Source organism: Paenibacillus alginolyticus DSM 5050 = NBRC 15375 (genome assembly GCF_000422905.1).
Lineage (GTDB): Bacteria > Bacillota > Bacilli > Paenibacillales > NBRC-103111 > Paenibacillus_E > Paenibacillus_E alginolyticus.
The window spans coordinates 33,905-56,330 of sequence record NZ_AUGY01000053.1 but is presented as its reverse complement, the minus strand read 5'-3'; the positions used below and the strand labels follow the sequence as shown (position 1 = coordinate 56,330).

At 42.3% G+C, this 22,426-nt stretch carries 18 protein-coding genes and 2 pseudogenes; 3 read left to right on the top strand and 17 right to left on the bottom strand.

The window, feature by feature from the left end:
- Positions 1–467: 467 nt before the first annotated feature.
- Together G519_RS0122695 and G519_RS0122690 are read right to left on the bottom strand one after the other, a co-directional pair.
- On the bottom strand, positions 468–971 hold the full coding sequence (locus tag G519_RS0122695; protein ID WP_029196656.1) for an LURP-one-related/scramblase family protein: 504 nt from the start codon (positions 969–971) through the stop codon (positions 468–470).
- Between the two features lie 40 nt (positions 972–1,011).
- The gene (locus G519_RS0122690) at positions 1,012–1,923 is read right to left on the bottom strand and encodes a DMT family transporter (RefSeq protein ID WP_036633621.1); all 912 of its coding nucleotides are present in this window, start codon (positions 1,921–1,923) and stop codon (positions 1,012–1,014) included.
- Between the two features lie 169 nt (positions 1,924–2,092).
- Here G519_RS0122690 and G519_RS0122685 point away from each other — a divergent pair, with 169 nt between their 5' ends.
- On the top strand, positions 2,093–2,935 hold the full coding sequence (locus tag G519_RS0122685; protein WP_029196654.1) for a TrmB family transcriptional regulator: 843 nt from the start codon (positions 2,093–2,095) through the stop codon (positions 2,933–2,935).
- 101 nt (positions 2,936–3,036) lie between these two features.
- On the opposite strand, the gene G519_RS0122680 is transcribed toward G519_RS0122685, so the two are convergent.
- The 11 genes and pseudogenes from G519_RS0122680 to G519_RS0122640 form a co-directional block, all read right to left on the bottom strand.
- Positions 3,037–4,608, bottom strand: a complete 1,572-nt coding sequence (locus G519_RS0122680) for an FMN-binding glutamate synthase family protein (RefSeq protein WP_029196653.1) — start codon at positions 4,606–4,608, stop codon at positions 3,037–3,039.
- Positions 4,609–4,851: 243 nt separating this feature from the next.
- On the bottom strand, positions 4,852–5,355 hold the full coding sequence (locus G519_RS0122675) for an AAA family ATPase (RefSeq protein WP_029196652.1): 504 nt from the start codon (positions 5,353–5,355) through the stop codon (positions 4,852–4,854).
- A 91-nt stretch (positions 5,356–5,446) separates the two neighbouring features.
- A pseudogene (locus G519_RS51080) lies at positions 5,447–6,013 on the bottom strand (sugar phosphate isomerase/epimerase family protein); the annotation flags it as partial.
- 153 nt (positions 6,014–6,166) lie between these two features.
- Positions 6,167–6,880: pseudogene (locus G519_RS52285) on the bottom strand (ABC transporter permease); the annotation flags it as partial.
- Between the two features lie 33 nt (positions 6,881–6,913).
- Positions 6,914–7,576 (bottom strand): TVP38/TMEM64 family protein, encoded by a 663-nt coding sequence (locus G519_RS0122665; protein WP_029196651.1) that lies wholly within the window; start codon positions 7,574–7,576, stop codon positions 6,914–6,916.
- 113 nt (positions 7,577–7,689) lie between these two features.
- Entirely contained in the window at positions 7,690–8,982 is a 1,293-nt protein-coding gene (locus G519_RS44085) for a polysaccharide deacetylase family protein (protein WP_036633620.1), read from the bottom strand.
- Between the two features lie 40 nt (positions 8,983–9,022).
- Entirely contained in the window at positions 9,023–10,135 is a 1,113-nt protein-coding gene (locus G519_RS44080; protein WP_051253598.1) for an MGDG synthase family glycosyltransferase, read from the bottom strand.
- A 101-nt stretch (positions 10,136–10,236) separates the two neighbouring features.
- Positions 10,237–10,395 (bottom strand): cation transporter dimerization domain-containing protein, encoded by a 159-nt coding sequence (locus G519_RS49155; protein ID WP_084160277.1) that lies wholly within the window; start codon positions 10,393–10,395, stop codon positions 10,237–10,239.
- A gap of 26 nt (positions 10,396–10,421) precedes the next feature.
- Complete coding sequence (gene ppsA / locus G519_RS0122650) at positions 10,422–13,031, bottom strand: phosphoenolpyruvate synthase (RefSeq protein ID WP_029196650.1); 2,610 nt, start codon at positions 13,029–13,031, stop codon at positions 10,422–10,424.
- A 472-nt stretch (positions 13,032–13,503) separates the two neighbouring features.
- Positions 13,504–14,730 (bottom strand): multidrug effflux MFS transporter, encoded by a 1,227-nt coding sequence (locus G519_RS0122645; protein ID WP_029196649.1) that lies wholly within the window; start codon positions 14,728–14,730, stop codon positions 13,504–13,506.
- Between the two features lie 350 nt (positions 14,731–15,080).
- Positions 15,081–16,244 carry a DUF4317 domain-containing protein gene (locus G519_RS0122640; RefSeq protein WP_029196648.1) on the bottom strand — a complete coding sequence of 388 codons (1,164 nt, stop codon included), beginning with the start codon at positions 16,242–16,244 and terminating at the stop codon, positions 15,081–15,083.
- Positions 16,245–16,783: 539 nt separating this feature from the next.
- Between G519_RS0122640 and G519_RS0122635 the strand changes: the two genes are divergently transcribed.
- On the top strand, positions 16,784–17,548 hold the full coding sequence (locus G519_RS0122635) for a ParA family protein (RefSeq protein ID WP_029196647.1): 765 nt from the start codon (positions 16,784–16,786) through the stop codon (positions 17,546–17,548).
- Positions 17,549–17,563: 15 nt separating this feature from the next.
- The gene (locus G519_RS53620; protein ID WP_369073731.1) at positions 17,564–17,764 is read left to right on the top strand and encodes a hypothetical protein; all 201 of its coding nucleotides are present in this window, start codon (positions 17,564–17,566) and stop codon (positions 17,762–17,764) included.
- A gap of 113 nt (positions 17,765–17,877) precedes the next feature.
- On the opposite strand, the gene G519_RS0122625 is transcribed toward G519_RS53620, so the two are convergent.
- The 4 genes from G519_RS0122625 to G519_RS0122610 all read right to left on the bottom strand — a co-directional run bounded on the left by G519_RS0122625 (position 17,878) and on the right by G519_RS0122610 (position 22,318).
- The gene (locus G519_RS0122625; protein ID WP_029196646.1) at positions 17,878–18,732 is read right to left on the bottom strand and encodes a protein phosphatase 2C domain-containing protein; all 855 of its coding nucleotides are present in this window, start codon (positions 18,730–18,732) and stop codon (positions 17,878–17,880) included.
- Between the two features lie 139 nt (positions 18,733–18,871).
- Positions 18,872–20,419, bottom strand: a complete 1,548-nt coding sequence (locus tag G519_RS0122620) for an extracellular solute-binding protein (protein ID WP_029196645.1) — start codon at positions 20,417–20,419, stop codon at positions 18,872–18,874.
- A gap of 53 nt (positions 20,420–20,472) precedes the next feature.
- Positions 20,473–21,351, bottom strand: coding sequence for a carbohydrate ABC transporter permease (locus G519_RS0122615; RefSeq protein ID WP_051253597.1), 879 nt, complete (start codon positions 21,349–21,351; stop codon positions 20,473–20,475).
- Between the two features lies 1 nt (position 21,352).
- Positions 21,353–22,318 carry an ABC transporter permease gene (locus tag G519_RS0122610; protein WP_051253596.1) on the bottom strand — a complete coding sequence of 322 codons (966 nt, stop codon included), beginning with the start codon at positions 22,316–22,318 and terminating at the stop codon, positions 21,353–21,355.
- Between the last annotated feature and the right edge of the window lie 108 nt (positions 22,319–22,426).

The following is a 22,426-nucleotide window of genomic DNA, read 5'->3' as shown; positions in this document are numbered from 1 at the left end:
CTCGGCCTGAGTACAAATGAGAACAAACCTCATCAGCGAAGGAAAAGTCAACGAGTTCAGCAGCCCGACTCCAAATCGGATGTTCAGGAAGACATGCAAACACCTCAATGTCACTGAAAGATAATTGCTCAAATTGTTTATATCGGACTCTGCTCATAGGAATCCCTCCGGAAATGGTATATTTCAAGTATACCATTAAACGAGAGTATTGGAGAGTAAAATAAAGAAAACAAGCGATTATTTGGAGAAAATCACTCGTTTTGGAGTTTGTATATACGACAGAATATTTAGATTGAATCGACAGTCTCCATTCTACAACTTCAACATGCCAAATGGCCTTTGAGAGTGGGAATTGTTGTAGAAAATGCAACATTGGTAACCATAGATGCTCATTTACATGAAGTAGTAATTGAAAGACAACAAGGTGAGTTCTGATTATTCATATGAAAATCTATTTTGGTCATCATTCAATGAGTTGTGTTGTTTGTCGCAGCGCTCTGCCTTTTCTGAATCGCATACATGCCCATGATCACCGCCACAAGTTCGTAAGTATCCAAATGTTCGCATTGATTGTTCAGAAGAAATGCTCCTGAAGAAAACCAACCGTTTACTTGTTCGAAACGAGCAACAATTGCACCGGATTCATCGGATATCTCATATTCCTTTGAAAATGCCGGGGAAATAATCTCATAGCTGCCTCGCCCTTCGGTTTCATATGTGAATTTCTTGGTGAAAAACGCAAATCTGCTTCTCAACACGCCTAACTGTCCCCCATCGGCATCGGTAACTTCCCATTTGCCTGAGAATATCGGAAAGCTTCCTTTGCACAGCAGCTGGCTATTCTGCCCATACACATCGATTGCAGAGCCAAAAGAGCTCTTCAAATCTAGGTGACCGACGTTTACTTCCTGTTCGTCCAGAATCTCCGTAACACCGGCATTAAAAAAATTATCCCGAAAGTATAAATTCAATACACTCGCCTCCCTCACGCGGAATACTCCGATAACTAGTTCACTTTTCCCTCACACTCAGAATAACCCCAACAATTATAATCATTCCACCTATCAAATCAAATATATGTAAGACTTCATGTAGGAATACGCTTGAGAACAACACGCCAAAAAGAGGGACGAGGTTCATCAGCGCCATTGCAGTACCGGAGCTGAGGTTGCGCAGTCCATAATTATAAAGCATAAAAGCTGCTATTGAGCAGAAAACCCCAAGATAGAGCAGCATCCAGAGAGACTCTACGCTAGGCACCTGCCATCTTGACCGCTCAATCAGAGCAAGCGGAATGAATGCAAGCGTCCCTGCAATCGTCTGGTAAAACGAAACGGTTACCATTGAATAGTTTTTGACAACTTTGCGGGTAGTAAAGTTATAAGCTGCAAACACAACGCCTGCCAGAATTAAAATGATGTTACCCGTCAGCTGACCTGAACTCTCCTCCGAACTGCCGCCCGAAATCTGATACACTCCGAGAACTGCCATCACAATCCCAAGCCCCTTCAGCCAGGAAATTTTTACACGATAAAAAATGAACTCAAGCAGCGCTGTTATGGCCGGGTAAGAAGCGACGATCAGCGCGGCACTCGATGCCGTTGTCAGCTCAAGCCCGATATTCTCCAACGCAAAGTAAAGAGTCGTTCCCAATATTCCGCTCAGCGCCATCAATCCCATATCCTTCGGTGCAGGCCTTATAAATTCTTTTCTAGACAGCATAATCGCGCCTAAAATGACCGAAGCAATTAAAAAGCGTGCCGCCCCCAATGTAAGAGGAGGAAAGGAATTGAATGCAATCTTAGTCCCAACAAACGAAGTGCTCCATAGTAAAATGGCAGTAATGACGGCGATTAGGTAAAGGCTGCTGCTTTTTTGGGCCTTTGCTAATAGTACCTTTCGGATTTCATGTGATGTATCCATGCTGTACCTCCAAGTAATTCTATGGAATTTCATGTAGTAGCTACTTTTGTAGCAACTATATGCAATGGTACACCATTGGCACTATCGTCTGTCAAGTGTAATAATGGAGTAGATCGGATCCGTGAAAAAATCGGCCTAATGTACGATGCGGAGGGTAGGAGGTTAAAAAATGAAATTAGAAATCATTAAGATGTTGCAGGATTTGAATTTTACTGAATATGAAGCCAAAGCGTACCTTGCGCTTCTAGATAAATCTCCTTTATCGGGGTATGCGATTTCTTTGAACTCGGGTGTGCCGCGTTCTAAAATTTATGAAGTGCTAAGCGGAATGGTGGAGCGCGGCGAAGTTATGGTCAGTCACGAAGATCCTTCGTTGTACACGCCACTGCAGCCGCAAGAACTGATCCGGTTGAAAAAAAGCAAAATCGAATCCTCTTTTGAAGCTGCTGAAACTGCGCTTGCCCACTATTCTTATGTATCCTTAAATCGAGAAAACATTTGGAACATCACTGGGTTTGAAGCCATTTTGAGCCGTGCGGCGGAAGCGATTAATCGGGCGACTGGGCGTGTTTTGCTAGAAATCTGGACAGAAGAAGCCAAGCTACTGGAACCAGAACTGCGGAGGGCTGCTGCACGTGGTGTCGAGATTCTGATTGTCGTCTATGGAGAACTACAGTTCGATTTTGCGCAAGTGTACCCGCACGATTCGAGTGAAGAGATTACACGGGAATACGGCGGCCGTTGGATTGTGGCGAGTATAGACGACCGCGAAGTGGTTGCCGGTATAGTTTCTCTTGGAACGGACAGCCGCGCCGCTTGGACCATGCACCCCGGTCTCGTCATGCCGATCACCGAGGTCATCATCCATGACTTATACATCTATGAGATTATGCAAGTTCACCGTGGAACGCTAGAACAGACATTCGGACCCAATCTGATCGAACTGCGAAAAAGGTATAACTTCGGGCCAGCTGGCTACAGCTTGGCGATGAAGCTAGGCTTTGGAAATTAACTTAAAAGCATTTTGAAGTAACGCCGTATCTAACCTCAATGGTTGATACGGCTTCTTTTTTTAAACTTCGGAAGTGGTAGGTGCTTCATATCCTATTTATATTAATCAGATTCTGGATAAGGAAACAAATCAACGATTCGCACACATTGACCGCTTTCGTTCGTAAACACAACATGTTCTCGCCTAAATCCACGAGGGCTCTCCAAGCCACAGGCCGCAGCCAGCGAGAATAAGCCTTCCCTCAGTTGAAGAATGTAGTTCATTACCCGCCATTGCTTTTCCTCTGGCGCCAGCGCAGCCTGATACTTGGAATCCGTAGTTGTAATGCCTGTCGGACACTTACCGGTGTGACACTGCATCGCCATGATGCAGCCGTTAGCCATCATAAAGCCGCGAGCGGAGTTAACACAGTCGGCACCCAGTGCTAGGGCGATTGCAACTTTATCAGGCGTTATGAGTTTACCGGAAGCGAAAATTTTGAAACGGTCGCGTACGCCGAATTTTCTAGCTAAATCGTCGAGGATGAGTAAAGCGGCAAAGAGCGGCAATCCCATACCATCCGCCATCGCCTTAAATGTCGCTCCAGAACCACCCTCGGAACCGTCTACGGTAATGAAATCCGGATAGATATCCAATTCTAGCATAGAACGGAAAAACGGCTCTAGCCGCTTCGGATCACCGACGACGATTTTGATGCCCACCGGCTTACCTCCTTCTTCTTGTAGGGTGCTTATGAAACGGAGCGCTTCCTCCGGATTGGTTAGAAATTCAAACCGATTCGGTGAATTCACCGTTTTCCCAACAGGCACCAAGCGAGCTGCCGCGACTTTCTCGGTTACCTTTGAGCCTTCGAGGTGCCCGCCACGTATTTTGGCGCCCTGATGAAACTTCAATTCAAAAGCCTTGATATTGGGGACCTCAGCTTTGTGCTTGTATTCTTCTATGGAGAAGCGGCCGCTATTATCTCGGAAGCCAAACATGCCAGGCCCGATCTGTGAAATGATATCGACCCCTGTTGCAAGATGTACATCAGCAACCCCGCCTTCACCGGTATTGATCCATGAGCCGCTCGCCATCCTTGCTCCGCTACCTGTGGACTGAATATAATGCTCGCCGACTGCGCCGTAGGAAGTGGCTGAAGCACCGAACATGCCTTTGAGCCGCCAAGGGTTTTTGCGGTTTTCACCTACCACTATGACATCGTCATCATCCAGCAACCAAGGTCTCACTTGTTCTTCAACGAATTTTTCCTTCCGAGTAAAAAGCCCCTCGTCGGTAATTACATATTTTTTTCCGGGTACCACCCCTTTGTTATCCACCCTAAGTTCGCTAGTCAATTTCGGAAACATGGCATTGGACAAATAGAAACCGGGCTTCTCATAATCGCGCCTGCCGCCGAATGAGATGAGATCCGTTCGGTATTTCGCCGCATACACAATACCCACAAAATCGGCTCGCGAGAAAGGCTTCCCTTCCGTATCATTGTCAAACCAGTATTGGCGGAACTCAGGCCCGAGCTTTTCAAGCAAGTATCGCAGCCAACCAAGGAACGGGTGGGAGCGGATGATGGAATGCTTTGGTTTTTTGGATAAAGCATACATATAACCAAAAAAAATGAGTGGTGGCAAAATAATGATAGCCATCAGTATGACCAACAGGACAATATGTACCATATAGAAAAACCTCCGAATCTCTAAACGTGAATTAAATATAGTATTCCATCTTATTCCAATTTAAGACATATTAGTAATGGTTAGCTCCGTTAATCTGCCCATTCATACTACGTTGCCCCGTTTAGGCCATCAGCAAAAAGAGACCCAAAGCAACGGCTGCGGGTCTAAGTCTTATATTTTAAGGGAGGTCAGGTTCAATTATTGGGGAAGTATAAGATTCTTGTAATTCTCCTATTGGTGAACTTACCCATGCATATGTCCACGCACCCATTCACTTATTTGAAAAGCCACTTCATGTACCTCCGTTTTAGACGTATCGACGGTCGGCATCGGTGGTGTATATGCTTTGTCAGCATTTTCAAGCAACCACTTTGCAAAGGATTTATGTTCTTGAATCATCTCCTCTGGCCAATTCCTGGCGCGTAATCGTAATTCACGGGTTTCATCGTCACAATGTAGGTTCAAATAGTAAATATGCTTGAAATATGGATAATCCTCACACTTTTCAACATCCCAAGGCATCATGGTTCCGCATATTAGTGATACTCGCCCACTTCCGGCAATATTTCTTGCAACACGGAGCCAAATATTTTGAATTTTGCTCCAGTCGTCTCCAACAAATGGATGAATGGAATCAATATCGAAAATATCAACATCAGGCAATAATCCTCTGAGCTCCTTAATCACTGTTGTCTTTCCTGCACCACTTGCACCTGTCACAATAAACAACGGAATTTTAACGTCCATGCCTCTTCCCCCTTGAAAAAGTAGAAAACCCAAATATTGTAAAGTGAGAAAAAACAGCCCATCCATTCTGGACGGCTGCCTTTGTCTTCACCTAAATTTCATTCCACAACTTTCTTAAGTTATTCATACCAATTCGCGAGCCGATTTCGCAGTCTTCCATCCCTTCGAATTCTACGGTTACATAGCCGTCATAGCCCGTGTTTTTGATCAGCTTTATGATTTCCCTGATCTCGATGTCCCCATGACCAACGATCGCGCCTCTTAAATAATTGCCGTTTGTAGTCCGAAACCAATTGCCTTCTCCGGGGTCTTGATAGTACGGTCTGAAATAAAAATCTTTAAAATGGATTAAGGAAGCGTAAGGCAGATTTTTGCGAACGCCGACAAGCGGGGCTTCGTCAACGCACATAAAGTTGCCTACATCCAATGTCGTTTTAAAATTGGGACGGTTCACTTCGGCCAGCACTCGCTGCACCCGGTCACTCGCCTGCACCGAGAAACCGTGATTTTCAATCGTTGTCGTTATGCCGTAGTTTGCCGCATAGTCGGCAATAATTTGGCTTCCACGAACGATGAGAGGTAAACTGGTTTCAAAGTATTCGATTGTCATTTTCTCCGGAGGCAGTGTAAAGGCGGTAACATCATGGCGCATATGCCTAAAAATGATGAAATAGACAACAATGACTGTGACTGAGAACGGTAATGTCATACTTGCAATATTTGGAGAGCCATTGAGATATTGAGTCAAATCCGTATTTTCGAATAAGTAGAATTTAGCCCAATTATATTGTGCTAAGAAACCAACGATGCTTGTACCAGCAAACATGATCCCCACAGATAATGCAATGGCAATCGAACTGCTTCGCGAAACAGTGGAAATCATAAATGCCATAGTCACGATCATCACCATCTGAATACATTGATATAAATAAGTGTTAATCGCATGCTGTACAATATTTGTTTCATGCGCGATTGTATCACTTGAAGCGTAAATATACGGGGCACTCATATCGTGAAAACCATGTAATATCCCTGAGACAAGGAAAGCCGTAATAAACAAGATCACAAACAATACAATGGAAAAGGTAAAGGTTGATATATATTTCGAAAGAAGAATTTTAGCTCGAGATGCGGGACGTATTAGAAGAAGTTTAATGGTACCATCGGTGAATTCACCCGCCACACTATCTGCCGCAATAATGACTGTCATAACTGAAACAACTATCATTAAGTCCGCGGCATTTAGCATATTCCCCCATAAGGTTTCTTCAGTGGGCGGGATATTGTGATCAATATGATACTGATTCATATTAATCCTTGAAGTAATCCTTGCTTTCCAATCTGGTCCCCTATTCATATTATTCAGCAATTGTGTATCATTTTGGATCTGCTGCTGCATATTAATTTTCCAATCCGCACTAGCTACCTGCGAAGGTTTTACACTGTATGTTTGTGCAATTAGAAATCCGATTGTAGTAAGAATTAAGCCCAATATGAGCAACCACGTCCGTAAACGTTGATAAATTTTAGTTTGACTTGAACCAGGCTTTATTATCTTTTAAATCTTACTTTTGTTCCCAATTTTTCTTTGAATCATCCAACTTATACCGAACAGCAAGATAAATACAACAAGTCCAATCGCCCCCCACATAAGCGAACCGCGGCGGACTCCTGCATAAATACCGCTCATAGCTAATGTGTAAGGAAGAATACCAAGACCTGTTGTCCAGATAAAATTCCATAACTTCACATTCAAAAAACCAGCAGCATAATTAACAAAGTGATAAGGAACAAGCGGAACGAAACGAATTAGCAAAAGTCCAAAAATCTCATACTTATTGATAAACTCTTCCACTTTCTTAATAAACGGTTGGGCCATTTTACCGAAAATAGGTTTAGCGACCCATTTAGTGAGATAGAGAGCACCTACCGCTCCTGCCAAACCGCCTATCCATGAGAAAATGCCTCCCCATATCGGGCCATAAATTTCCATAAGGATAATGGATATAAATTCTCCTGGTACGGGGAGGATATTAGCTGCCGATTGAACGATAACTCCGATGAGCATACCGATAAATCCTAAGTTTTGAATAGTCTTCAAAAGCTTCTGTGCTTCTCCGGTATGAAGAAGATAGATGTAATAGCCGATTATGGCTGCGATAATCAGTAAACTTATTCCACTGATGAGTCGAGTATTAGGAATACTTTTATGGGCTAACACTTAATATTCAACTCCATGAAATAATTTGGCTAAGTAAGACTAGTATTTCCTGTACATGCATATAAAACCCATTTAACGTGTAGAAAATCCTGTTGCAGACAGCAGTTCAACAATCATAGAGATGGTGAACTGCTGTCTGCTGGATATCTTCTTATCACTTCACTCGCTGAGATAGCTACTATTCGGGGTGATAATTGACCCTTCATTAAACGTTTTCTGCCTTGGGGGTGAAATATAAACATAAGGAATCTTAAATAGATATGACTAAGCAATCTAAGCATACCTTTAGGTAGTTCTTTTACGGTAAATCCCATTTGTTTGGAGCCTCGATGAATCATTGTTATTCCATAAATGCCTCTAACTTCTTGATGAAGCTTAAGGTATTGAGTCAGCGTTGGAAGAAACCGTTGTACGTCTCGTATGAGATTTACAGCTAACTGAACACTCGTGCTCGACTGGGAAATCATTTGAAACAATTTTTCGTTATTAAAATGAAGTTCAACGACTAAATCGCCGTCGCTAAGCTTCTCATCATTCTCTAAATAGATCGTACTCCCATGATACTTGCATAGTCTAATATAAAAGATCTGATAGTTAGGATCTAAAGGTCTTACATTAAATAACCAATAAAAGAGCATCTCCCACTTCAACCAAAAGTAAACAATCGTTTTTTTTAAAAGCTGCAAGGGTTCTTGTTTGCGCGGCCCATCTAATTTCATCTTGCTATCGATTCGAAGAAAGATGTATTCTCGTCTTTTACACTCCTCCAGAAATTCACTCAAAGCCTCAAGCATAAATATCGGAGCGTTTTGATCGGCACCAAAAGTCTGACCGCTATCGTGCAGCAAAATAATATCATTATTACTCAGCTTAGAAAGCAGTTCGTTTCTAATTCGGTTCTTTCCACCGCTGCTTCTCCAATCCCCGACCATTAGCGACCATAAGACCATATGGAATTGCTTTAGTAAGATTAGATCGAAGATATTGATAATCCCCCAAGGAGGGCGATAATAAATGGGTTTTTCGCCAATTATGTTCTCAATGGCTTTTACAGAGTCGCTTAATTGTTTTTTGACCTTCATAGGGGTCATTAAGGCATTTGCCCAGTGGACATAATTGTGAATCCCAATTAAATGCCCTTCTTTATGCATGCGCATAATCAATTCCGGGTATTTCTCAGCTTTTGATCCAAGTACAAAAAAAGTGGCCTTTACCTGGTAAGCCGCCAATAGATCAAGCAGTTGAGGCGTATAATCCGGGTCCGGACCATCGTCGAATGTTAAAGCAATCCCATTCGCCCTCTTCCCCTTTGTATAGACACCAAATCCACCTAAACGAACTATAAGCGTGGGTAAAATAGTATACACCAACAAAATTACCAGAAGAAACCAAACTAATTTACTCATAGCTATCACTCTCTTCCCAAAAATACTACTGCAAATTTACTTAAGAATAGGTGGCAGACTTCCTATCATATAAGTTCTTAAGTATATCTTTAACAATCGTATCGGCAGCTTTTGTTTGATTTAAAGCAGCCATTTGTGATTTCAATCGCTTTGCATAAGAAGAGTTGGTTAAAAAACGTTCAATTTGCTCCAATAAATGATTAATATCATGAGAAATAGCAGCAGCACCTTTTCTGGAAAAATAAATAGCGTTATCTTTCTCTTGTCCAGGGAATGGCCGATATATAAAAACTGGAATTTGCAGTGTAAGTGATTCAGCCAAGGTTAATCCTCCTGCTTTACTAATAATACATGAAGCTTGAGCCATTAATTCAGTGATCTGTTCGACAAACCCATAAATGGTTACATTCGGAAAATTGTCAAAGCGGTTGTTAAGCATTTGTTCTAATTTTTTATTTCGGCCGCATACAACCGTAAGATGATAACCGTCGATGAATTGAAGCTTTTTAATCAATTCTTCCGTTAATTCACCATTAGGATGTGAACTAGCAAATAGAAGAACCATCTTTCGATTCTTATGTATGCGTTGATTCGTTTCAAAAGCTTCTCGAACCGGAATCCCTGTAACTTCAATATGGGATTCATGTATACCAACGTTCAACATATCTCGTTTAAGTTCATTAGTTGCCACATAGTATTTATGTATATGGGGATGGAGCCATCTTGCATGGATAACATAATCTGTGATGATGGTGTAAGTCGGAATCCCAAAAGCACGACCGATAGCAGGTGCAGCACCGTAAGGGAAAGTGTTGATAATGACGTCAGGTTGATAATTAGATACAATGTTTTTGAGATGTCTATACCCCAAACGATTTAAAACAGTAAGTAAGGGATTATGGGACTTGGCATCCTGTGTTAGATAATAACTCCATCCATAATAATTGAAACCGTATCTAGCTGCTCCAAAGCTTCCCTTATACACGTTACATGAGATTTTGTTGATGAGAGGATGTGCTTCTTGCATTAAATCAATAACTTGTACAAATTCAACGCCAAGTTTTAAAAAATGCTCTTTTAATGCAATTGACGCAAGTAGATGCCCTTCTCCATAACCAGCGGTAAGAATTAAAATTCTAGAGTGGTAAGTCAACTAAAAGCCTCCCAATATGCAGGTAAGATCATATCTATTATATAGAGTATGTGTTATTTACATAACAACAATTATAAACTTTGAAACTTTTCCGATAAAGTCTATTCCCGTTCTAAGGGTTCAATATGAACATGAGTGATTTTATGCTCAGCCATCATACGTTCTTCTATTTTTTCTGTAATTTCGTGACTTTCCACTACATTCAAGTTGCCATTTACGTGGATCGTAACATCAACTAAAATATGATTTCTCGTCTCCATTACTACAATAGATTTACTGCATTTAATTACAATATTTCGATATACCCTTCTGTTCCATTCACGCGAATTCGTTGCCCGTCTTTTATCAGCTTGGTAGCATTTTCCACTCCGACAACTGCTGGCAAGCCATATTCACGTGCGATAACTGCTCCATGGGTCATCAATCCACCAACTTCGGTGACTAGTCCTTTAATGGATACGAACAATGGTGTCCAGCTAGGGTCAGTAAACGTGGTGACTAATATATCTTCATCTTCTAGATTAGCATCTTCCATGTTTAAAATGACACGCGCTCGCCCCTCTATAACTCCGGTAGAAACAGGTAGACCTACAATCGCTTTGTCTGGCAGATTTTCTCGTTTGTACTCACCCGCAATGATTTCACCATCAGACGTGATTACACGTGGGGGAGTTAGTTTTTCAAAAAATTTGTAATCGTCTTTTCGTTTGCTGATGATCTGGTCATCCAGTTTATTGGTGCGTACGACTTCGTGAAGTTCTTCAAAATTGAGGTAGTAAATATCTTCTTTTTCAAGAATAACGCCCGCTTGTACGAGTTGCTCGGCTTCTTTCAGTATAGCCTGCTTATAAACGAAGTAGCGATTAACCCAGCCGTATTTTGGATATTCACGATAACCGATGAAATTCCGGATTAGGTCGATCACTCGTTTTGTTTCTTTGGCTTTTTGTTCCCCATCCGGTAATTGCTTCAATCGATCTAATAATTCTTGTTCTTTTTTCAAAGCTTCCTGACGCCCTTGCTCAAATTTCCGATTGCTGGCATTAGGCTCAAAGTTTTTGATGTTACCCAGAATCATGGGGACAAGTGTACTAGGTTTTTCACTCCATCGAGTTCTGGAAATATCGATTTCTCCAGCACATCGCATTCCATATTTGTGGAGATAATTATAGAATGCGTCTTGAGTTTCCTTGCCACCATCAAACTTAACCAGTTCATCCAAAAAGTGATCATCTTTTACATGGTGTAAATAATTTATTACTTCCGGATAAGGACGAATCACATCTGCTACATCCAATAGCGACAGACCCATTTCCGAAGTAATGTTGTTTGGTACAGATTGAGAAAGCGTATCTGCTGCGTTTTTTTCACCTAACCACTCGTACATTTTTTCATTGATCCATGACGAAGCATTCATAGCAGTCATAAAAACCTTTGAACTTTGTGGGTCAAATAAGAACTTCTTTAATTCCTGGAGATCTTCCAGAATAAAATCAAATAAATCTGCTCCTGATTTCCTTTGGATGTTTTGTTTTAATTCTTCTATCGATGTTTGACTGTTCTTAATCAAATCAGAAACGATTGCCGGATCGTTTTCGATTTGTGCTTGAAAACCTGCAGACGACCTACCTTTACTGCTATTACCGGGACTCAGTTCTTTTCTATCATCTGGTAACAATTTTATAAAATCTCGTTCTATTATGGTCATGAGTGCGCCTTTTATGAGCGGATCGGATCCCACGGTATTTAATAAAGCTTCCCGGCCGACAGATGTAGCCAGTCTAGGTGCAACATCAACAAACAACCTCCCACCGACTTTACGCATAGGTGCAGGAGTAATTAACAGGTAAAAAGACAATCCCAATGGTTTTATGGGATCTGTCATCATTTGTTGATGACCAACAGATAAATAGACGTGATTTTCTTGATCATTCGCTTCAGGGATCGGGTATAAGGTAGTGATCGGCCGACTCTGGACAATATAAAATGTATCATCAGCCAAACACCATTCGATATCTTGCGGGCAACCAAAATAAGCTTCGATCTGTCTTCCGATTTGTGCCAGCTGTAAAATTTGTTGCTCAGTGAGTGTTTGAGACATCTGCTGATCAGGATCGATATGCTTTGTCTCTGTTCCGCCTTCTTTCCTTCCATAGATAGCCAATTTTTTGGTTGCGATCCTCTTCTCGACGATTTCCTCTTCACGCACTTTATAACAATCGGCAGATACCAAGCCGGAGACCAAAGCTTCTCCAAGTCCAAAACTGGCATCGATGGATAGCAATTTTCGGTTAGAAGTAATGGGATCAGCGGTAAATAAAATCCCTGAAGCCTGCGGGAAAACCATCTTTTGAACGATAACGGATAAATAAACTTGACTGTGGTCAAATCCATTTTGCATACGGTAGATTACCGCGCGCTCCGTGAACAGGGAAGCCCAACATTTGCTGATATGCTGCAAGATCGCATCGTTGCCGATGATATTTAAATAAGTATCTTGTTGACCGGCAAAAGAAGCATGCGGCAAATCTTCAGCAGTCGCGCTAGAACGCACTGCATAAGCATGTTCCTCGCCAAATTGGGAGAGATAGTGAGCAACTGCTTTCACAACATCGGAAGGGATTTCTACTTCCGTAATGATTTGTCGAATCTTTCTGCTGATTTCACCAATTTGGTCACGATCCTCTACTTTTAGCATGGTTAGTCGATTGAGCAAAGCATGATACGTTTCGTTTTGTTCGATGGCTTTTTGGTACCCCACTGTTGTAACGCAAAATCCCTCCGGTACTTGTATTCCTTCAATTCTTGATAATTGCCCTAAATTTAACCCTTTTCCGCCAACGAGCAAAAGCTGCGTTTTTTCCATTTCCTGAAAACCGAGAACCAAAGAACTCATTCAATATCTCTCCTAACCATTAAATTGAAAAAACATTTGACAAGAGTTTACCGGCATGGTACACTTAAAGTGTAAGATTCAAACTTTATGTCAACATAAATCGTAAAAAACCGTAAGCTGATTATATCATCGTGTCTGTTTATATGCAATATTAAAGAACCTGATAAAACTATCCAGGTTCTTTTTTGAGATGAAAATTTGAAATTGACAACGATTTCGGACGCATAACGATTATGGAATTTCACACAAAAACAAAACTGAATCCTTCTGGAAATATTCAGGAACACAAACAAATGTGATATTCCATAATTAAATAGATAACGGAGCCCGCAAGCCTGCGGCGCTCCGTTTTTGATATTTCAAAATTGATTAGAATTTAATGTACCCAGCGGTAAAAATAAAGGATTGTAGCAGAATTCATTAGAAAAAAATTCTTAGCCTTTTAACTACGTATGCATAAATATACAAAGTCTTAGCTTGATATTGGAAAACGCTCCAAGCCGTCTTTTTCGACCCTTTTTTTCACTAAGAAGAAATAAGACAGCATCGCTGCTGCGCTAGTGGTCAAAATAATGACACCCAGCGGTACAGCCGTGCCTTCCCCGGCAATGCCGACTAGCGGAGAAACGACCGCACCGAGTAAAAAGGGAATGACGCCCATCAGCGCAGCCGCACTGCCCGCCATATGCCCCTGGCTCTCCATCGCAAGTGGAAAAGCTGCCGTGGATGTGATACCGATGGCCGCTACAAAGAAGACGAGCGGAATCACGAGTGCGTACAGCGGCCCGTGGAAAATGGCCACCAATAAGACGGCTATGCTGGCTGCGCCGGCAAGCCCTAGACCGAACAGCAGGAAGGTCTGCTCCGACACACGGTGAGTCATTCGACCGACCAATTGCGAGCCGATGATCAAGGAGATGCCGTTCGATCCGAACAACAGTGCAAATACAGTAGGGGAAACTCCATAAATATTTTGATAAATAAAAGGTGTTCCGGAAACGTACGCGAAAACCCCCGCGATCATGATCCCCTGCGCGAGCATATAGCCCGTAAATGAGCGGTCTCGCAAAAGCGATCCGTAGTTTCGCAATTGCTGAGCAAAATTGCTGGGACTGCGGCGCTCGACAGACAGCGTCTCTTGTAGGCTCCATTTTGTCATGGCAAAGAGGTAAGCCCCCAGCAGCGCCAAAGCAATAAAGACGCCGATCCAGCTCGTGAGCGCTAGAACACCGCTTCCCGTCACCGGTGCCACAAGCGGGCCCAAATTGCCGACAAGCAAGAGCAGCGAGAAGAATTTGGTGAGCTCGTGACCGCTAAACATATCGCGTGCGATTGCACGGGAAATGACAATGCCCGCCGATGCAACAAACCCCTGCACGAGCCGTGAAAGAATCAACAGCCAAATACTCGGCGAAATCGCACAAAATACGGATACCACAACATATATAGCCATGGAAATTAGCAGCGGCATGCGTCTGCCATAGACGTCGCTGAGCGAACCCATGACCAGTTGGCCGATGCCAAGTCCCAGTAAACAGGCGGTCAGGCTGAGCTGAACGAGGGAAGCTGTCGTACCGAATTGTTCTACAATCTGAGGAAAAGCTGGTAAATACATATCGATGGTAAAAGGCCCGAGTGTCGAAAATAAACCGAGCAGCAGCGCTAGTCTAACGGCATGCTGATTGTTTTTATTGGTCATCGTATGATGTTCTCCTATTCTTCATTCCATATCCGGAACTCATATCTGTTTTTTGTTACACCATATCATAACTGTATTGTTTTTGACAACAGTTTTATTGTGATGTAACAAAAGCAAAAAGCAGCCGATTCAGGAGTTTCCTGTACCAACTGCTTCTCGACTAATAGACGGCCGACATCACGGATGCCAAAAAATTAACTCACGGGAAAGAAATTGACACTTAAAAATGTATTTTAGTTTTACGTATTTTCCATTTTCATTGTTCTCGATCCCCATATAAAAAGCGTATCGAATGATGTTTTCATGGATAGCGTCTGGCATGCCGTAAATTTCATACATATAAGCATGGGCTACAACGTCTCCGTATTGAGCGTAAATCCTTCGATCACGACGTCTTCATCAACCTCGATCAAGATGCATCGTTTTCCTTGATAATTCACCTGTCTCACGTACTTCAAATCTTGTGGACTGACCGTAATCGTGGCTACCTTCGTATCAATCTTAATCGATTTCGATGTGAACTTCGGAAGGACGCTGCTCGCTTTGATTTCATAGTTTTTGTCGTCAACAACGTTTTGGAACGCTCGTTCCACCTTTTCCATCGTCACATTCTCCACGCCACTCGTCGATAGCATGCGTTCCACATCTTTATAATCCAACTTTGGAGGCTCTTCCTCCTCGTTGGACTCAATGACACGATGAATTTCCTCGTACACATGAGCAATCGTAGCGGCATCAAGCTGATCGCCCGCCACTTCCTTCACGATGTCTTCAAAAATGGCTCTCTCTTCTAACGCTGTCACGGTCTTCTCGGCATTTAAGACTTGATCGATGAAATGCCAATTCGGTTCATGCGCTCTCCCCGAGCAATACAGAATGCGATTCACGTCGGAATAGTTGTCCGTCACACTAGGGTAGAAAAAACCTTGTTCCGGCGTGTTCAATTTGATTATCGGATCTACGAAGACATTATACTTATATTCCCTCTCCACATAGTCGAACATGAGCGTTTTCTTCTGTTGTTCCGTAGAATTCACGCTGCACAGAATGAATAGATTCGCGAACATCTCGTTCTTTTCGCTCTCCATGGCATCTTCGTTCCTACTCTTAGTCGGCCGTGAATATTGTCCGCGAACGAAAGTAACCACTGTATCCTGCTCGTATGTGGTATCCACCAACATTTTCTCCACCAACAAAAGCATCAGATCTTGCCATTCTTCCGCATTACCAGTCACCAAACCTTGATGGAGAAGCACCTGTGTAGGCTGCTCCGCTTCCTCCTGAAACCTTAACTCATACATCTTCTGGTCTAATTCACCGGTCAGCAGTTTTTTGAAATTGAGCATATATAGTTCCTGCTTCTCCCTGTCCACTAAGGCGAACGGTTGGCGCTCATAATGGTAGATCTCGTTGGTTTCCTTCATAATATACACGTTTAAAATATCGTGAATTTTAAGCATTTCGTGATCCAATTTAAAATGCTTGCGAATATGGGCAATTTCTTTCTTTATCATAATCCGTTAGCCAACTCCTAAGAAGTGAAATAGCCTTACTAGCAAAAACCATAAACTATGGTACAAAAAATTGTAAAGGATGATCTACCTTCCTGAGCGTTCACATCAAAACAAAAACCCTTCATGAGAAGGGCTTCCACCTTTACTTCCCTTTATTTCCGTTCCAAACTTAGAGTGAATAGCACTGCACATGTCTCGTAATTGGTTTAATAACTCTATTTTTGAAGACTTGGATAAACTACTTCCTGTATGTTAATGCATTATTATAGATTTCTCAACAATTTTGAGAATCTATCATCACTAATTCTGAAAATTTTCTCAAAAATTATGACAACACAGACACAATAAAAAGAATCGAGAGAGAACAACAAAGTGACCTTATGGATAAATATAAAGAAAATTGATTTGAAAGAGAAATTCCTGGAGCTATGGTTGCATAATACACTCTCGACTTGACCGTGCATGACCCCCTTTTAAATAGAACTATTGTAGAACTATATACAGGAATAAAGGTTTACAGAAATAAGGAGGAATGGGTTATGGGAGCCATTATTTCAATCGGTAATCAAAAAGGCGGCGTTGGCAAAACGACAACCACGGCCATCACGGGGTATCTTCTCTCTAAGAAGTACAAGGTTCTCTGTGTCGACTTCGATAGCCAAGGCAATTTGACACAGTTTCTTACTCAACGAGATATACACGATTACTCCAAAATGACTATTTTTAAGGCATGTAAAAACATGAATCCCACCCCCTACATCCGCAAGTTAACCTACAACCTTCACTTCATTCCGGCTGATGAAATGCTTGCAACTCTGCCCATGCTTATCCATCAAAATCCTTCAATGAGTTCGACCATTTTGAGAGATACACTACATAAAGTAAAGGCCAGATACGACTACATACTTATTGATTTACCTCCAAATCTCGGAGAGCACACTATTAATGGTTTAGTGGCTTCCGACTATGCAATCGTCATGCTACAATGCGAACCAATGTGTTATGACGCGCTGGACAGATACATCGCAACAATGATTCACATCAAAGAGGTTAAAGAGCTGGACCTTGTTTTATGCGGCATATTGCCAACAATGATTGATTCTAGAACAATCATTGATAAAACAATCATTGATAGGGTAAGGAGAGAATACGAGGGAGTTGTGTTTCGAGCGGAAATAAAGCGAAGAAATAGAATCAAGGAGTTTTCTATTACAGGAATACAGGAATACAGTAATTCAGATACATCGGCACTAAGCAATTATAGAAATTTTGTCGAGGAGCTGGAGCAGCGTGTCCAAGCGTGATGCGATTGAGCAGTTATTAGGAAAACGGCGGAGTCAAGAAATACAGGTATACAGAAACCTGTAAATAAGAAAAAAGCAACTTTTGATTTCGATGATCAATTCCATACTGAGTTAAAGATATTCGCCGCGAAACAGAATAAGAAGATGGTTGATGTTGTGGTAGAGGCCGTAGAAGAGTATATGCGAAGACATAAAAATACCCCACCGGTCGAGTAGTGAGCAATGCCACTTGCAATCCAAACATGCTCGCTCTCAAGTGAGGATGCATCCAATGGAGAGCCTGGAATGCAAACATATGTCTGAGGCACGCTCTGCAGAAGCATGCCTCTTTAGAATTCTAAAAGAATGGCTGTTTTATCATCAGACTTTTTCACTCTTGGGAATTGCAAGCACTCTGGATCTGTTTCCTCCAGTTCGATGAGCCACTGGATATAATTTTCCAGTCCCATGAATTTGACTTTCAGGATGATCTGCCTTAAATCCTCCTCATAGGAATGCTCCCGCTGAGGATCAATTAGGCCGTCAGAAAATAGAAGCAATGATGTTAATTGTGCTCTGCTGATTCGACCATATTCCATATGATCTGCCAGTTCTGGTTCACCATTTAATACGGAATACCCTTTTGATGTATTCATCAATGCCCTTCCTGCATGAATCTGCGGCATAACAAGCTGCCATAATTCATCGCGGGAAGTGAGTCCTGACGCAATTCCCTCCGCCCAAAGCTGACGGGTGGGGCGGTCCACAACCTCCAATTGGTCTCGGGTTACAAGCCTAATTGTACCATCTTCATAAATGGCGATCAGCATGCAATCACCTGCATGTGCGAACTCAACATAGGTGTCATATACACGAACAAGTAGAGCACAAGCGCTCCACAATTGTTCTTTACGTGTCACATCCACACCTGCCGCGAGCATCTCGCTGCGCAGCTGCTTATTGGCTTCAAGCAGCATAATAGGAAGAGGCAACTTTTGCCCAACATTATCCTGGGACATATTTATTATTGTTTTAGCACTCAGCTGTGCAGCCAAATAACCGCCCGTTTCACCACCCATGCCTCTGTAAGGTTCTAACGACGTAGCCCCATCAATGACTCCGTAAAGTTGAATAATATCGTTAACAATTAGTGAATCCTCGTTCCATTCACCGTTCCCTTGCGTTGAGATCGTCTGTATCTTCATATTAACCTTCACACCTCGCAACAGCTATCTTCTGCACGATATAAAAGATGCACTTCGCCATCACTATACATGTCAATATTCCCCTCACTCATAGATGAGGCTACTCCAGTCTTTCTTATGGAGTAGCCCACGTAGTTCATTATTTTTTGGACGCTTTATAGGCATCTAGTTGTTTTTGATACTCAGCTATCACTTTATCGATACCTGCTGCTTTTAGTTTATCAATAGCTGCTTTGCTCTTCTGATCATAATCGAGCACACCATCGTAGATAGGCATGATATCTGATGTATAGACAGCCTGAATATTAGACATCTCTGATTTAACCGCAGTCGGATCGAAGAAGAAGTCTGCTGCGAAGAATGTTTGCGCATTCGGATCCGATACGAATAAAGCTTTATTAGCACTTAGCATATTCGGATCGATACGAATGAACTTCAGGTTCCCGATCATCCAGTCATCCTGCACGTAGAGATTCGTCTTACCATCGGCATCCTTCAGGTATTCAATGCCACGGTCTCCGACTTTTTTGTGCGTTTTGCCTTCAATGCCGTACATGAACAAATCATAATTTTCCTGTGAAGTGTACAGCCAATTCAAAAACTTGACTGCGGCTTCCGGATGTTTGCTGTTCGCAGCTACGGCATTAACGTTCTTCGCGTTAAACATTCTGTAATGCGGTTTATCCGGATTTAAACGTTGAAGCGTAAAATCTTCGTCTTTCATGTTTGGATAGGACTTTTTCATTTCGTTAACGTTATTAGGCGTTCCGAATAAGAATGGATATATGCCGCTATTGATTTGCTTATCGATCTGTTCTTGCTTAACGACTAGAATATCTGGATTCGTAAGTTTTTTCTGATAAGCCGTACGAAAGAAAGCCGAATCCTTTTTAAACTCTTCTGTTTCAGCCCAGCTTTTAACTTTGCCGTCCTTATCAATCAAAGCAATTTTATCTTTCACTGCAAATGGATACGAGTCATACGCCCGGTGCAGCACATCGGATGCATCACGCAACCCTCCGCGAATAGGAAGATACGGCTTAGAAGCGCCCTTATCTGTTGCCATTACCTTTTCCATAGCTGCAAGCATCTCTTCCTGGGTCTTAGGAACTTCCTTGACACCTGCTTGATTCAATAAGATGCGATTTGCCGTGAAGGAACCGTCCACAGCTGGTTCATACCAATAGGATGGAATACCATATGTCTTTCCGTCTTTTTGTACGCCGCTCCATACCGAATCAGGTATCGCTTTCTTTAATTCAGGCCCGTATTTGGCAACCTCTGGACCAACATCCTTGACAGCTCCGCGACCAATATAATTGGCCAAAGAAATCCAGTCATTCATGACGTGGAACATATCAAAATCTTCACCAGTTGAAAGCTTGAGGTTCAGCTTCTGTTCCCAAGCTCCCCAGTCAATATATTCTTTGACGATTTTCACATTCACACCGTCTGCTTGCAGCTTTTTATCAACTGCGTCTTTAACGGCTGCCCACTCTTTCGGTTCATTTCCGGGTAACACATATTTCAAGGTGACGACTTCTGCGGGTTTTGCCGATTCTTTGACGCTCTTATCATCAGTTGTAGGCGTTGCAGAAGCTACGGGCTTATCATTTGTTGATCCGCAGCCTGCAATGAAGGATACTGCCAACAGACTAGACATTGAAATCATGGATAATTTTTTCAATTTGACCCTCTCCCTTTGAGTTAATCTTATATAAACCTCTTTCGAGGAAAATATCAACCTTTAACGGAACCTACGATAAGACCTTTAACGAAATATCGCTGGAGAAAAGGATACAAGAACACAATCGGGCCAAGTGTTATCACGACTGTTGCCATCTTGGCGGATTCCGCAGGAGCCGTATACTGACTGCTTGCACCAGCCGGAATCATGCTGAGCATTTCAATGTTGGACCGGATTTTAAATAAAACGTACTGAAGAGGGTATAGGCTTTTATCATCTACTAACATGATGGCATTGAACCAATCGTTCCAGTAGGCTAGCGCATAGAAAAGAAGAATGGTCGCTAGCACGGGGACGCACAAGGGCAGGTAAATCTGAAAAGCAATTCGTACATCATTAGCTCCATCCATATAGGCTGATTCCCTGAGCGCATTAGGCAGTGCTTCCATAAAGTTGCGTACTAGAAACATATTGAATGCATTGAATAGCAGCATAGGAACAATAAGAGCAAACAGATTGTCTACCAGACCTAACTTTTTGCACATGATATACCATGGAACCAAACCGCCATTAAAAAGCAGCGTAATGAAAAAATATAAATTAAGTCCTGCTCGGTATTTCACATTCGGATTGGAGAGCGTATAAGCAGCCATGGCGGTGATAATCACTGCGATCAGGCTGCCGACCACGGTTACCGTTATCGTCACCAGATAGCTTTTGAGCAATACGGTCTTATTATTGAGTAATGTGCGATAAGCCTCTAATGAAAAATGCTCTGGAATCAACTGATACCCGTGCCGAATAATACTGTTTTCATCCGATATAGATACCATCACCGTAAGAAACATAGGCAGAATACATAGGAGCGCATAGATGGCCAGCACGATATAGATCAACATCCCCGCCGTGTCGAAGCGTTTCAGTGTCTTCATCTTAATAAAGCGCCCCTTCCTTGAAATATCTGCGGGTCAACCAATTCGCAACGAAAACAAGCACTAAACCTACTGTGGATTGGAACAAGCCTACAGCCGCTGCATTGGATGGATCTCCTATTTGACGAAGTGATCGAAACACATACGTATCAATGACATCTGTCGTAGGGTACAGCACACCATTATCACCGATAATGGCATAGATCATGCCGAAGTCCCCGTAGAAGATTTTGCCTAAGTTTAGTAAGGTCAATATGGCAATTGTCGGTGCCAAGAGAGGCAGTGTAATCCTCCAAATCTTATCCCACCGTGTAGCCCCGTCGATTTCAGCAGATTCATAAAGCGAATGATCGATGCCGGTTATCGCTGCCAAATAAATAATCGAGCCCATCCCGGCTTCTTTCCAAATCTTCATAGCCACGAGAATCCATGGCCAGGCCTCCGCTTTGGTGTACCAATTCACGGTTTCCATCCCGAAGAAAGTAAGCGCCTGATTGATCATTCCAAAATCGGTAGAAAAAAGTCCATACATCATGTAGCTGACAATAATCCATGAAAGAAAATTCGGAAATATCATCGTTGTTTGTGCGAATCGTTGAAACAAACGGCTTCTTATTTCGTTAAATAGGATCGCGATGAATACCGCGCTAACGGTGCCAGCGATAAGAAACATGACATTTAACTTCACCGTGTTTATGGTAATCAGCAGCGCATCGCTCGTTTTAAAGAAAAACTCGAAATTTTTGAAGCCGATCCACTCACTGCCGAAGACACCCTTTTGATAATTAAAATGTTGAAAAGCTATTAAGAGGTATGGGTAAGTGGCATACGAGAAAATAAATACATATAGGAGGGCCGGGACAATTAATAAGTAGGAGAACCGGTTGATGAAAAGTTCTTGCAGTACTCCTGTTTTCTTCTTGACTTTGGAAGCGTTCTCTTTTGTTAAGGACGTTCGTGTCTGCATACAGCACCTCTCACATTCGGGTTGACTTCAGCATAAAAGATTGCACCAGCGCTGTAAATTTCGAGTATCCGCATTACTTTCAATAATTCGTTTTTCGACTTATTAAAA